The sequence below is a fragment of the Pseudomonas sp. fls2-241-R2A-110 genome (genome assembly GCF_030209165.1).
Taxonomy (GTDB): Bacteria; Pseudomonadota; Gammaproteobacteria; order Pseudomonadales; family Pseudomonadaceae; genus Aquipseudomonas.
The window spans coordinates 61,483-74,204 of the sequence record NZ_JARVSN010000037.1 but is presented as its reverse complement, the minus strand read 5'-3'; the positions used below and the strand labels follow the sequence as shown (position 1 = coordinate 74,204).

Below are 12,722 nucleotides of genomic sequence, written 5' to 3'. Positions count from 1 at the left end.
GGCCTATCAGCGCTATTGATTCACCGCCTAGTGCCATCTGGAGTTCCGTCAACACCGCTCGACAACTCCTGCAAGGGGCGTGTTTTGGCCAAGCGGGCGGCGAGATTTTTTGCCTGGCTCGCGACATCAGTCACGGCCGTGCTTTCCCACCACATGCCGCGCAGCGGTGGCCCCATGGCGAACAACCGGCTGGCAACGTGCCCTTCAGCGTCCAACACCGCACCATCGGCTGCGGCCGCAATGCCCAACGCCAACGGCCCAGGTCGAATCAAACCGCGCGCCAACAGTTGCTGTGGCAGCGGCCGAGCGACACGACGCCAGTCGTATTCGATGCCGCTGGAATTGATCAACGCCGCGCCGCTGACAACCGTGGTTTCAACTTCGCCACGGCGGCGGATGCGAATGCTCACCTGCCCCGCGACTGTCGGCTCCAGCCCCTTGAACGACGCGGCGTGAATCCGCAATCGCCCTTGCTCGTGCAACCGCGCCACCAACTCGGCACTCAACGGTGGCGAGCGGTGGTGATGACTTTCCCACCACGGCCGCACATGACGCACAAACTGCCGGCGTTGCACATCCGTCGCCTGATTCCACAACCGGCCGATATGCGCCCGAACCGTATCGAGCGGCGCTTGCCAGTCGATGCCTTGGGCGATGGCGTCCCGGCAATGCCGACGCAGTTCGCGCACCAGTTGGCGTGGGGTGCGAATGCTTGGATCTTCGGCAAGGAAATCCGCCCAGGCCGGCGGTTGCCGGCGCACGTGCGGGAGCAAGCCATGCCGGGAAAACACTTCGATCGGCCCGCGATGCCCGGCCTGTTCCAGCGACACCACGGCATCGACCATGGTCAGGCCCGAGCCGATGATCAGCACCGTCGATTGCGGGTTGAGCCGGCGCATGGCGGCCACATCCCACGGGTCGAGCGCCGCCGCGTTCAAACCGCTGGACTCGGTCTGCGGCGTGCGAGCAGCGGGAAACATTCCCGTGGCCAACACCGCGTAAGCCCCTTGCAGACGCTGCCCGTCACTCAAGCTCAGCAGCACCGAATCGTCCCCGGTTTGCAAGTCGACCACTTCGGCCCGCACATGCTCGACCGTTGAACCGTTCAACGCCCCCACCGCTTGCGCCTCGGCCAGACGCTGCTGCACGTACACACCGAACAGCCCGCGGGGCGGGAACAACTCACTGACCGGCACATGCTGTTCATCCGACTCCGGCCAGCCACCGGCGGCAATGTAATCGGTCAGCCATTGGGTCAAGTCATCGGCGTTGTCCGGGTCGACGCTCATGCGCGCTGCGTTGCCGTTGAGCGTATGGCCCAGTTCGACCGCGCTGTACGCCTCGCCCCGGCCAAGTTCGGCGCGGGGCTCGATCACCAGCACCGAGCGGTGGCCAGGCAAGCGCAACAACTGCGCCGCAAGCATCGCGCCGCTGAGGCCGCCGCCGACGATCAGGATGTCCGCGTGGCGGATGGCGTCGGTCGCCTGTCCGCTTGGGGTTTGAGTCATGGCGTTCTCACTGGTCAATGTTTTCCTAGATAGAAATCGTGCAGATCGCCCCGCGCCAGCAACGACTCGCTGCTGCCGGACAGCACCACGCGGCCGGTATCGAGGACGTAAGCCGTCGATGCGTACTTGAGTGCCACGTTAATATTTTGCTCGGCAATCAGGAAGCTCACCTGCTCGTCACGATTGAGTTGGGCGACGATCTCGAAAATCTCCTGGACGATAATAGGCGCCAAACCCATGGAAGGTTCGTCAAGCAGTACCAAAGTAGGACGCGTCATCAACGCCCGGCCGATGGCGACCATTTGCTGTTCGCCGCCAGAGGTCAATCCGGCCTGGGTCTTGCGCTTGGTTTTCAGGCGCGGAAACCAGGTGTAGATCCGTTCCAGATCATGGGCCATGTCCTGACGACTTAGACGCCGGACAAACCCGCCACTGCGCAGGTTGTCCTCGACCGTCAGCTGCGGGAACACGTGGCGGCCTTCGAGCACATGGACCATGCCTTGGCGCACCCGCAGGCTGGGATCGACGCCTGCGGTATCGCGCCCGAGAAACTCGATGCCCCCGCGACTGACCTCTGCGCGTTCAGCCCGCACCAACCCGGATATCGCCTTGAGCGTGGTGCTTTTGCCCGCGCCGTTGGCACCGAGCAGCGCGACGATGCCCCCCTTGGGCACGGTCAGCGACACCCCGGCCACGGCCAGGATCGCGCCGTCGTAAATGACTTCGATGTCTTTGACCCGCAACAGGTCAGGGACGGCAATGTCGCTGGCGGCTTGGTTCATGACTTATTCATCTCCGGTGCAGGTGCGCGGCGTCAGGCCTTTTTCCTTGGCGAACGCCGCCGATTTTTCGTCGATCAACGGCCGCAACAGGGCACGGTCGGCGGCGATCCAGTCGCTGATCAGCGTCCAGTTCGCGCCGTCCCACTGCTGCACCCGCGCCGAACCGCCGCCCTCGTGATCCTTGCAGGACAGCTTGAGGTTCTGCATCAGGCCCAGATAGCCCATGTCCTTGAGTCGCGCGTCGTCGATGTTCAAGTGCTCCAGGCCCCAGCGTCCTTCCTCGCCGTTGAGCGGCCGCTTGCCGAATTTGCCTTGGGCGGTGCGGATCGCTTCCACCATCACGGCGGCGTTCACCAGCCCTGAGTTGTAGTAGACGCTGCCGAAATTCTTCAGGTCCTTGAGGTCGCTCTTGCCCTTGTCGAGGATGTATTGCTTGAGGCGTTTGTGGATCTCGAAATCGGTGCCGGCCGGGTATGGCGTCAGCGCCAGATAGCCTTTGGCGGCAGCGCCTGCGGGCAGTACATCTTCGCTGGAGCTGGCCCAGATATCACCGACGATGTGGTCCACCGGAAAGCCGAAGCGTGCCGCCGTCTTGACCGCCACCGGCGTCGACACACCCCAGGTGCGCAGGAAAACCCAGTCCGGATTCTGCTGACGAATCTGCCGCCACTGTGACGATTGCTCGTTACCCGGATCGGCCACCGGAATCTGGATGTTTTCGAAGCCGTACTTCTCGGCCAGCAACTTCAGCGGCCCAAGGGTTTCCCGGCCGTACGCCGAGTCGTGGTACACCGTGGCGATCTTCTTGCCCTTGAGTTTGTCGAAACCGCCCTCGCGCTGGGCGATGTAATTGATGAGGCTCGACGCCTCGCTGTAGAACGTCAGCATCACCGGGAAGTTGTAGGGAAACACCGTGCCGTCGGTGGCCTCGGTGCGGCCATAGCCGAGGGTGATCAACGGAATCTTGTCGACCTCTGCCCGCTCGCTCAGCGCATAGGCAGCCGGGGCGCCATTGGGCGAATAGATCGCCACTGGCGCGCCATCCAGGCCTTTCTTGAAGCGCTCGTAGCATTCGATGCCCTTCTCCGCCGTCCACTCGGTTTCGCATTCCTGCCAGACCAGTTTGACGCCGTTGATCCCGCCTTCCACCTCGTTGATGTAGTTAAGGTAATCGAGCATGCCGGCCCAGACCTGCACGCCGCTGGAGGCATACGCGCCAACGCGGTACGTGGCCAACGGGAAGAATTGCTGGTCCGGCGATGCCTGGACCATCGGCACCGTAGCGCCATAAACCGCCAGCGCCAGAGCGGCGCCCACCAACGAACGTTTCAAGGATGTACGCATGTTGTCTCTCTAATCGTTGAGGAATTCAGAAGCGCAGCGGCCAGTGGCTAAGCCGGTCACGAAGGTTGCTCAGCAGGCGGATCAGACCTTCCGGTTCCTTGATCAGGAACACGATGATCAGCACGCCGAAGATGATTTTTTGCAGGTTCTGCAACTGGCCGGCGTCCACGGAACCGCCGAACAGCGCCTGCCCGGCGTGGCTGAGCAGGATCGGCAGCAGGCTGATGAACGCCGCGCCGACAAAGTTGCCGGAGATGCTGCCCATGCCGCCGATAATGATGATGAACAGGATCTGGAATGAGCGATTGATATCGAAGCTGCTGGCGCTGGCGGTGCCCAGATAAGCGAAGGCCCACAGCGCCCCGGCGATGCCCAGGTAGAAGGAGCTGACGGCGAACGCCAGGTGTTTGTAGCGCACCACGGGAATGCCGATTACCGCGGCGGCGGTGTCCATGTCGCGAATCGCCATCCAGTTGCGGCCGATCTGGCTTTTCACCAGATTCACCGCGACCCAGGTCAGCACCAGCACCGTGGTCAAGGTCAGCAGGTAACGACCCAGCGGTGTGTTCAGGTCATGGCCGAACAACGCCAGTTTTGGCGCAGAAATGGTCCCGGAGGATCCGTAGTTGTAGAACCAGGGAAATTTGACGAACAACCACTCCAGAAAGAACTGCGCGGCCAGGGTCGTGACCATCAGGTAAAAACCCTTGATCCGTGAGCTTGGCAAGCCGAAAACGAAACCGACCACGGCGCTGATCAGCCCGCCGCCGAGCAGCGCCACCGGCAGGCCAAGTTCGGGCAAGCGCAGCAGGAAGCCATAAGTGGCAAACGCCCCGACCGCCATGAACCCGGCCGCACCGACCGACGTCTGGCCGGTGTAGCCGGTAAGCAGGTTCAAGCCGAGCCCGGCCAGGGACAACACCAGGAACGGGATCAGAATGGCGTTCAGCCAATAGTCATTGCCAGTCAGCGGCACGACGACGAAGGCGATCAACAGCAAAGCGCCCAGGCCAATCGGCATACGACGCTCGATCAACACCGACGGCGCGGTTTCGCGGGTAAGGGAAATCGTCATGGGTTCAGACTCGCTCGATGGCGCGCTCGCCGAACAGGCCGGCGGGACGGATGTACAGGAAGGCCAGGGCCAGGACGTAAGCGAACCACGGCGTGATGCCGCCACCGATCAGCGGGCCGACGTACACTTCGGCGAGGTTTTCCGCGGCGCCGACAATCAGCCCGCCGACAATCGCCCCACCAATCGAAGTGAATCCGCCGATGATCAGCACCGGCAAGGCTTTGAGCACCACCAGCGACAGGGAAAACTGCACCCCCTGGCGTGCGCCCCAGAGCAATCCGGCGACCAGGCCGACAATGCCCGCCACCGCCCAGACGATCTGCCAGATGCGGTTCAGGTTGATGCCAATCGATAACGCGGCGGTGGTGTCATCGGCCACCGCGCGCAACGACACGCCCATGCGGGTCTTGTTGAACAGCAACGCCAGCACCGTCACCAACACGATGGCGGCCGCCGCCGCGATCAGGTCGAACTGGCTGACCATCAGGCCGCCGATAAACAGCGGCACGTCATCGATGCCCAGGTCCAGCGCCCGCACCTGCGAGCCCATCAAGCCCTGCGCCAGGCCTTCGATGATGAACGACAGTCCGAGCGTGGCCATGAACAAGGTGATCTGCGAGCGATTGACCAGGGGCCGCAACACCAGCCGTTCGATCAGCAGCGCACCGATGATCATCACCGCCACGGTCAGCAACAACGCCAGGGCAAACGGCACACCTTGATCGTGCAGACTGACAAAGGTCAGCGCGGCAAACAGCAGCATCGCGCCCTGGGCGAAATTGAACACGCCGCTGGCCTTGTAGATCAGCACGAAGCCGATGGCGACCAGCGAGTACATGGTCCCGGCGAGCAGGCCACCGAGCAGGGTTTCAAAGAAAAACGTCATCAGTGCACCACTCCCAGATAAGCCGCAATCACTTCGGGGTCGGCCTGCACTTCGGCGGGCGTGCCGTCGCCGACCTTGCGTCCGTAATCGAGCACCACGACGTGGTCGGACAAGCCCATGACCACGCTCATGTCGTGCTCGATCAACACCACCGTGATGCCGAGGTCGCGATTGATGTCGGCGATGAAACGGGCCATCTCTTGTTTTTCTTCGGCGTTCATCCCGGCCATCGGCTCGTCGAGCAGCAACAGGCGCGGCCCGGCGATCAAGGCGCGGCCCAGCTCCACGCGTTTTTGCAGGCCATAGGAAAGGTTGCCGACCGGCACATCGCGGTGCGCTTGCAGTTCGAGGAATTCGAGAATGGCTTGGGCTTGCTGGCGGAAGTTTTCGGCTTCGCGCCGGGCTCGCGGCAGGTTCAACGCCTGCTCGATGAAGCGGCTGCGCATGTGCCGCGAGAGCCCGGTCAGGATGTTGTCGATCACGCTCATCTTCTTGAACAGCGCGTTGTTCTGGAATGTGCGGCCGATGCCCCGCCGCGCAGCGGTCAAGGGATCGATGTGGGTGAACGGCTGCTGTTCAAAGACAATCGAACCGGCGTCAAACCGGTACACGCCGTTCAGTACGTTCAGCAGCGAACTCTTGCCCGCACCGTTAGGGCCGATCAGCGCGCAGATCTCGCCTCGGCGCACTTCGAACGACAATTCATTGATCGCCTTCACGCCTTTGAACGACAGGGAAATACCGCTGACTTGCAGGATGGAATCTGTCGAGCTCATGCGATGTCCCGTTTGAATTCGGTGAGCCAGGTTGGCGTCGGTTGAGTGTGTGGGGTGCGGGTGGCTTGCCAGATGAAATGCAGGTTGTGAAAACCGAGCAGTCGGCGAACGCGATTTTTGATCAGGCGTTGCAGACCTTTTTCCGGGTGGGCGATGGCCCACTCGCACAGGCGGCGGTGCCAGGTGCCGTGCGGGGCGAGACGACTGTCGATTTCATCGGCCAATCGTTGCAAGCGTTCGGCGGACAGCAACAGTCCCGAGGGCGCGACTTCGCGACGATCCCGGCTGGCGCTGCCCGGGCTTTCCGGGAAGGCCAGGGAGTGGCCGCTGCTCAGCCATTGCTCAAGCAACACCGTCAGGCCGATTTGCCATTGCGTGCCCTCTTCGCTCCACAGTTGCATGCTCTGGCTCCAACGCTTGAGGCGTTGCGGGGTGTCCACCGGACCGAGTAACCGGTTGAAATCCAGTAGCGTCTGGCCCTGCTCGAGCCACCGCTGTTGCGTCTGCCGATCCTGAACGAAGGCGTGAGTGGGACGACTGCGCCCCAGAATCTTGCGCAGGGTTGGGGGATCGAGGTTGTCCGGCAACGTCAGCGATTGCCCGCCCAGGTGCTGCGCGGCGAGGGCCAGCAGTATCAGATTCGGTTCGAAAGCACCGCTCAGGGCCAGGCGCGAATCTTCGGTAAAACCTTGCTGGCGCAAGCCGTCGGCCAGGCGCTCGACATCACGCAAGGCATCGATCCAGCGCCAGACAAACCACTGACCGTGGCGCTTGTGGCGCAACGCCGGTTGCAACGGACTGACCTGCGCCCAATGGCGCAGTTGCTCCAGCGCCTGGGGCAGCTCGACCCGCCATTGGGCGGTGTCCGCGACGGGCAGACGTTTGAGTTCGTGCACGCTCATGGGTGACCTCCTGTTCATGGGCAAAAGCGTGCGGTGGTCCGCTGGGCTGAAATCTATTTAACGGCGCTGATGATCGTTCCCACGCTCCGCGTGGGAGTGCCGCCATGGACGCTCTGCGTCTGCTTTTGGAGCAGGGAACGCGGAGTGTCCCGAGATGCATTCCCACGCGGAGCGTGGGAACGATCATTTGTGTACGACCCGGTCAACTGTGGGAGCGAGCCTGCTCGCGATGGCGGTCGGTCAGGCGACATGGATGTTGAATGTGCCGGCCTCTTCGTGAGCAGGCTCGCTCCCACAGGGGATTGTTCAGGCAGACACCACTTTCTTCTCCTGCTGGCGCAACACTCCCAGGTCCCGATACCCCGCCCCCGGATGAATCTCCGGCAATCGCGGCCCTTCCCCGAACAACTTCTCGCGCAAGGTCCCCGGCGCGTAGTCGGTCTTGTACACGCCGCGCTTCTGCAACTCCGGCACCAACAATTCCACGGCGTCGACAAAGGTCTCGTGAGTCAGCGCATAGGCTAGGTTGAAACCGTTGACATCAGTTTCTTCAACCCACTCCTGCAGCAGATCGGCAACCGTCTCGGGGCTGCCCACAAACAACGGACCAAACCCGCCGATGCCCACCCAATCGGCCAACTCGTTAGGCGTCCAGACCTTGTTCGGGTCTGCCGTGGAGAACGCCTCCACCGCCGATTGAATCGCGTTGGTGTGCACGTGCTTGAGCGCTTCATCCGGTTTGAACTGGCTGAAATCGATCCCGGTCCAGCCCGAAATCAACGCCATCGCGCCCTCGTAGCTGACCCAGGTTTTGTATTCCTCGAACTTGGCTTTGGCCTTGGCATCGGTCTCGCCGAGGATCACCGTTTGCAGGTTGAAGATCAGAATCTTCGACGGATCGCGACCGGCCTCGGCGGCGCGACGACGAATGTCGGCCACGGTTTTCTTCAGCAGCACTTTCGAGGGTGCGGCGACGAATACGCACTCGGCATGTTCGGCGGCAAACTGTTTGCCGCGACTCGATGCACCGGCCTGATAGAGCACCGGCGTGCGTTGCGGCGAGGGTTCGCAAAGGTGAATGCCCGGCACCTGGAAGTGTTTGCCGACATGGCGGATCTCATGGATTTTGCTCGGGTCGCTGAAGATCCGCCGTTCGCGATCACGCACAATGGCGCCCTCTTCCCAACTGCCTTCCCAGAGTTTGTAGCAAACCTCCAGGTATTCCTCGGCGTAGTCGTAACGCGCGTCGTGTTCAGTCTGGGCTTTCTGGCCGAGGTTCTTCGCACCGCTTTCCAGATACGAGGTGACGATGTTCCAGCCGGCGCGGCCCTTGGTCAGATGGTCGAGGGTCGACAGGCGCCGGGCGAACGGATACGGATGCTCGAACGACAGCGAAGCGGTCAGGCCAAAGCCCAGGTGCTCGGTGACCAGCGCCATCGGCGGGATCAGTTGCAGCGGATCGTTGACCGGCACCTGTGCCGCCTGGCGGATCGCCGCATCACCGTTGCCGTTGTAGACGTCGTAAATACCCAGCACGTCAGCGATGAACAAGCCGTCGAATTTGCCACGCTCGAGAATTTTCGCCAGATCGGTCCAGTACTCCAGATCCTTGTATTGCCATGAGCGATCGCGCGGATGCGCCCACAACCCCGGCGACTGGTGGCCGACGCAGTTCATGTCAAAAGCGTTGAGGCGGATTTCACGGGCCATCAAACAGCACTCCGAACGCTTGGGGGATGGATACCGTTGAGGCGAAAGTTGCCGATGAGGTGCAGTTTCCAGCGCAGCGGATCGTGTAGCGGATCGTGTAGCGCCCCCGGCAACACCGTGCGTTGCCCGGTGAGTTCGAATTCAGCATTGCTGACGGCGTTGAGCCCGTCGGCGCTGGCCAGGTGCGATTCGGCAACGGCGACACTGATTTCCGTGTCGTCCTGGTGACTGTCCAAGAAATCTTCAGCGCGTTCGAGCAGCGCGGCGGCGACTTCAATGCGGATGTGCAAATCGCCGAAACGGCTGATGACGTAAGGATCATTCGTGATTTTTTGCTGACGGACAAACCGCAACGTTGCATCCAGCAAGCTGCGAGCGTTGTGCAGGTCATGCTGACTTTTGGCCAGGGGTTGCCCGGCAACTATCGGTTGGGTCAAGGCGTTCATGGTGGGCTCCTCAGTTCCAGGCGTGGCGCGCAGGCTTCACGCCGTTGAGCAGGTAGTTGCCGATCAGGTGGTATTTCCAGCGTGCCGGGTCGTGCAGGGTGTGGGTGCGAGCGTTGCGCCAATGCCGGTCGAGGTTGTATTTGCCGAGTACCGAGCGGGTGCCGGCCAGTTCGAAGAGCTTGCTGCTGGCAAGCAAGGCGATTTCGGCGGACAGCACTTTGGCTTGGGCGACCACCACTGAAGCGTGCGCCACTGTGTCTTCGTTGGGATTGAGCAATGCCGCGTCGACGGCGTGGCCAGCTTTTTTCAGGATCGCTTCGGTGCCGTGGACGCGCCATTCGAGGTCGCCAATCGCGGCAATGCTGAACGGGTCCTGCCAGCCGTGATCCTGCCCGCTGTCGATCCATGGCCGGGCTTCACGGGCGTAGCGTTTGGTTTCTTCCAGGGCGCCCACCGCGATGCCGGTATCCACGGCGGCTTGAATAATCTGCGAGATCGGGCCGTCGGCGGTGGGTTCGTCGAACGCCTTGTGCGCCGGGATCACGGCACTGAGCGGGACCTTGACCGCGTTCAAGGTGACGCCACCGCTGGCCGTGGTGCGCTGGCCGAAACCGTCCCAGCTGTCGATCACCGTCAGGCCGGGCGTGTCGCGCTCGATAAACGCGATGAACGCCTTGTTCTCTTCATCGACCGCCACCGCCGGCACGATGTGCGCAAACAAGGCGCCGGTGCAGTAGAACTTCTCACCATCGATTTGCGCGGTGTCTTGATCAAACCGGATACGGGTTTCGAACGCGCCGGCATGTTTGCTCTTGGATTCGGAAAAGGCGTTGCCGAAGCGATAACCCTGCAGGACTTTGCCAAAGTAGTAGCGCTTCTGCTCTTCAGTGGCGGTTTGCAACAGAATGTCGAGCACACCGAGGTGATTTTGCGGGATCTGGCCGAGGGACGAGTCGGCGGCGGAAATGATCTTGATCACTTCTGCGACGGTCACATAGGAAACGCCTGCGCCGCCGTAGGCCTTGGGAACGGTGATGCCCCAGAGGCCACTGGCGGAGAACTCGTCGAGCTCGGCGACCGGCAAACGTCGCTCGCGGTCGCGGACGCTGGCCTCGATGGCGAAGCGCGCGGCGAGCTTGTGAGCGACGGCGATGGCTTCGGCGTCCGAACGGATCACGTGGGCGGTGCGGGGTTGGGCAGAGGCTGTCATGGGCGACTCCGGGATTCTGATGAATGCACCAGGGCTTTTGCAGGAGTCGTGCCTGAAATTAATACCGTTTAATTTCAACAGCTTAATGAATAATTTAGAGAAACCTCATCAGCTTTAAATCAACAAAGTGTCTATCAAGTGTTGATCGGCAAACAGTTAGATCACCACATTTCGCACAAACCGCGCAGCCACCAACCCATCATTGCGATAGGCATGGGGCTGGTCGCTGGCGAACATGTAGAACTCGCCGGCGGCGATCTCATGCGGCGTTTCGCCCAGCATCAACGTCAGGCAGCCTTCGAAGACAAAAATCTGCTCGCTCCAGCCTTCGGCATCCGGTTGCGAGGGGTAGATTTCTCCCGGTTGCAGGCACCACTCCCATTGTTCAACTTCTCGGGTGGCGGTGGCTTTGGACAGTAGAACGGCTTTGCTGCCGGGAATCTTTCCGGCCCAGGCCACCTCGTTGATGCGGCTGGGGTCGCGGGCATCCGGGGCCTGGATCAGGTCGCTGAACGCCACGTCCAGCGCTTCGGCCACGCGGTCGAGAGTGGTCAGGCTGACGTTCTTCTCGCCGGCCTCGATGGCCACCAGCATGCGCCGGCTGACTCCGGACTTTTCAGCCAACGCGGTCTGGCTCATGTCGGCGGCATGGCGCAAGCGTCGAACGTTCTGGCTGACGTGCTGGAGGACCGAAGCCCGCGGGGGAGAATCTTTGTGCACTATATTGCTCACTTGGTGGGGTTGGGCAGTATACTGCGCAACATTCGGCGCATTGTGCGTCCCCCTCAGGTAGCGCGCAAGGTCATGACGTCGGTGAACTCCTCTCACACTTCTCCCCGTTTCTCGCGGTTCAGCAAGGCCGAGTGCGTGCTGGTGCTGATCACGATGGTCTGGGGCGGGACATTCCTTCTGGTGCAGCACGCCATGACCGTCAGCGGGCCGATGTTTTTTGTCGGCCTGCGCTTTGCCGCGGCGGCGATCATTGTTTCGCTGTTTTCCTGGCGACACCTGCGGCAACTGACCCTGTTCGAACTCAAGGCCGGCGCCTTTATCGGTGTGGCAATCATGCTCGGCTATGGCCTGCAGACCGTGGGGTTGCAGAGCATTCCCAGCAGTCAATCGGCGTTTATCACCGCGTTGTACGTGCCCTTCGTGCCGTTGCTGCAATGGCTGGTGCTGGGGCGGCGTCCGGGGTTGATGCCGAGCATCGGCATCATGCTGGCGTTTACCGGGTTGATGTTGCTGTCGGGGCCTGCCGGTGCTTCTTTCAATTTCAGCCCAGGTGAAATCGCTACGTTGATCAGCGCCGTGGCGATTGCCGCAGAGATCATCTTGATCAGCACCTATGCCGGGCAGGTCGATGTGCGCCGAGTGACGGTGGTGCAATTGGCGACCACCTCGGTGCTGTCGTTCCTGATGGTGGTGCCGACTCGGGAAGTGATTCCGGACTTTTCATGGTTGCTGTTGTGCAGCGCACTGGGCCTGGGCGCGGCGAGCGCAGCGATTCAGGTGGCGATGAACTGGGCGCAGAAAAGCGTCTCGCCGACCCGGGCGACACTGATTTATGCGGGAGAGCCGGTGTGGGCCGGGATTGTCGGAAGGATCGCCGGGGAGCGGTTGCCGGCGATTGCGCTGGTGGGCGCGGGGTTGATCGTGGCGGCGGTGATTGTCAGTGAGTTGAAGACCAAGGCTAAGGCCGTGTCCCAGGCTGAAGCTGATCTGGAGAGTGAAATAGAGCACTGATCGTTCCCACGCTCCCGCGTGGGAATGCAGCCCGGGACGCTCCGCGTCCCACGAGCGGACGCAGAGCGTCCATTGAGGCATTCCCACGCAGAGCGTGGGAACGATCTAATCTGCGGTGGTGTTTGAAAGATCGCTTTCGCGGGCAAGCCCGCTCCCACAGGGATTGCGCTAACCCTGTGGGAGCGGGCTTGCCCGCGATGGTGCCGGACCTGCTGAAATCACGCCTCCGAAACAATGTGAATCAGGAAAATTCCGTCTACCTTGTAGGATTCTGCGACAGCTTGGCGTTTGGTGATCGGGGAGCTGGCACGTATGATGCTTCACAAACTTCCGCAGATTA

At 61.8% G+C, this 12,722-nt stretch carries 12 protein-coding genes; 1 reads left to right on the top strand and 11 read right to left on the bottom strand.

The window, feature by feature from the left end; translation table 11 throughout:
• Window positions 1-20: 20 nt before the first annotated feature.
• The 11 genes from QRN31_RS27870 to QRN31_RS27820 all read right to left on the bottom strand — a co-directional run bounded on the left by QRN31_RS27870 (window position 21) and on the right by QRN31_RS27820 (window position 11,359).
• Window positions 21-1,508 carry an FAD/NAD(P)-binding protein gene (locus QRN31_RS27870; protein ID WP_285435892.1) on the bottom strand — a complete coding sequence of 496 codons (1,488 nt, stop codon included), beginning with the start codon at window positions 1,506-1,508 and terminating at the stop codon, window positions 21-23.
• Window positions 1,509-1,522: 14 nt separating this feature from the next.
• Window positions 1,523-2,290, bottom strand: a complete 768-nt coding sequence (locus QRN31_RS27865) for an ABC transporter ATP-binding protein (protein ID WP_285435891.1) — start codon at window positions 2,288-2,290, stop codon at window positions 1,523-1,525.
• Between the two features lie 3 nt (window positions 2,291-2,293).
• Window positions 2,294-3,634: an ABC transporter substrate-binding protein gene (locus QRN31_RS27860; RefSeq protein WP_285435889.1), complete on the bottom strand. Its 1,341-nt coding sequence runs from the start codon at window positions 3,632-3,634 to the stop codon at window positions 2,294-2,296.
• 25 nt (window positions 3,635-3,659) lie between these two features.
• Complete coding sequence (locus QRN31_RS27855) at window positions 3,660-4,709, bottom strand: branched-chain amino acid ABC transporter permease (RefSeq protein ID WP_285435888.1); 1,050 nt, start codon at window positions 4,707-4,709, stop codon at window positions 3,660-3,662.
• 4 nt (window positions 4,710-4,713) lie between these two features.
• Complete coding sequence (locus tag QRN31_RS27850; RefSeq protein WP_285435886.1) at window positions 4,714-5,595, bottom strand: branched-chain amino acid ABC transporter permease; 882 nt, start codon at window positions 5,593-5,595, stop codon at window positions 4,714-4,716.
• Window positions 5,595-6,371: an ABC transporter ATP-binding protein gene (locus tag QRN31_RS27845; RefSeq protein WP_285435883.1), complete on the bottom strand. Its 777-nt coding sequence runs from the start codon at window positions 6,369-6,371 to the stop codon at window positions 5,595-5,597. The genes QRN31_RS27850 and QRN31_RS27845 overlap by 1 nt, the downstream gene beginning before the upstream one ends.
• Window positions 6,368-7,273, bottom strand: a complete 906-nt coding sequence (locus QRN31_RS27840; protein WP_285435881.1) for an AMP-binding protein — start codon at window positions 7,271-7,273, stop codon at window positions 6,368-6,370. The genes QRN31_RS27845 and QRN31_RS27840 overlap by 4 nt, the downstream gene beginning before the upstream one ends.
• Before the next feature lie 306 nt (window positions 7,274-7,579).
• Window positions 7,580-8,983 (bottom strand): LLM class flavin-dependent oxidoreductase, encoded by a 1,404-nt coding sequence (locus tag QRN31_RS27835; protein WP_285435880.1) that lies wholly within the window; start codon window positions 8,981-8,983, stop codon window positions 7,580-7,582.
• Window positions 8,983-9,429 carry an acyl-CoA dehydrogenase gene (locus QRN31_RS27830; protein WP_285435879.1) on the bottom strand — a complete coding sequence of 149 codons (447 nt, stop codon included), beginning with the start codon at window positions 9,427-9,429 and terminating at the stop codon, window positions 8,983-8,985. The genes QRN31_RS27835 and QRN31_RS27830 overlap by 1 nt, the downstream gene beginning before the upstream one ends.
• 10 nt (window positions 9,430-9,439) lie before the next feature.
• Complete coding sequence (locus QRN31_RS27825) at window positions 9,440-10,639, bottom strand: SfnB family sulfur acquisition oxidoreductase (RefSeq protein ID WP_285435877.1); 1,200 nt, start codon at window positions 10,637-10,639, stop codon at window positions 9,440-9,442.
• 156 nt (window positions 10,640-10,795) lie between these two features.
• Entirely contained in the window at window positions 10,796-11,359 is a 564-nt protein-coding gene (locus tag QRN31_RS27820; RefSeq protein ID WP_285435876.1) for a helix-turn-helix domain-containing protein, read from the bottom strand.
• Between QRN31_RS27820 and QRN31_RS27815 the strand changes: the two genes are divergently transcribed.
• A complete protein-coding gene (locus QRN31_RS27815) occupies window positions 11,354-12,382 on the top strand; it encodes a DMT family transporter (protein ID WP_285435874.1) in 1,029 nt (342 codons plus the stop codon). The genes QRN31_RS27820 and QRN31_RS27815 overlap by 6 nt on opposite strands.
• Window positions 12,383-12,722 lie beyond the last annotated feature (340 nt).

What these genes read in the sequence shown, in the direction of transcription:
- QRN31_RS27870 (WP_285435892.1), bottom strand. Translation starts at nt 1,508, where the DNA reads ATGACTCAAACCCCAAGCGGACAGGCGACCGACGCCATCCGCCACGCG.
- QRN31_RS27865 (WP_285435891.1), bottom strand. Translation starts at nt 2,290, where the DNA reads ATGAACCAAGCCGCCAGCGACATTGCCGTCCCTGACCTGTTGCGGGTC.
- QRN31_RS27860 (WP_285435889.1), bottom strand. Translation starts at nt 3,634, where the DNA reads ATGCGTACATCCTTGAAACGTTCGTTGGTGGGCGCCGCTCTGGCGCTG.
- QRN31_RS27855 (WP_285435888.1), bottom strand. Translation starts at nt 4,709, where the DNA reads ATGACGATTTCCCTTACCCGCGAAACCGCGCCGTCGGTGTTGATCGAG.
- QRN31_RS27850 (WP_285435886.1), bottom strand. Translation starts at nt 5,595, where the DNA reads ATGACGTTTTTCTTTGAAACCCTGCTCGGTGGCCTGCTCGCCGGGACC.
- QRN31_RS27845 (WP_285435883.1), bottom strand. Translation starts at nt 6,371, where the DNA reads ATGAGCTCGACAGATTCCATCCTGCAAGTCAGCGGTATTTCCCTGTCG.
- QRN31_RS27840 (WP_285435881.1), bottom strand. Translation starts at nt 7,273, where the DNA reads ATGAGCGTGCACGAACTCAAACGTCTGCCCGTCGCGGACACCGCCCAA.
- QRN31_RS27835 (WP_285435880.1), bottom strand. Translation starts at nt 8,983, where the DNA reads ATGGCCCGTGAAATCCGCCTCAACGCTTTTGACATGAACTGCGTCGGC.
- QRN31_RS27830 (WP_285435879.1), bottom strand. Translation starts at nt 9,429, where the DNA reads ATGAACGCCTTGACCCAACCGATAGTTGCCGGGCAACCCCTGGCCAAA.
- QRN31_RS27825 (WP_285435877.1), bottom strand. Translation starts at nt 10,639, where the DNA reads ATGACAGCCTCTGCCCAACCCCGCACCGCCCACGTGATCCGTTCGGAC.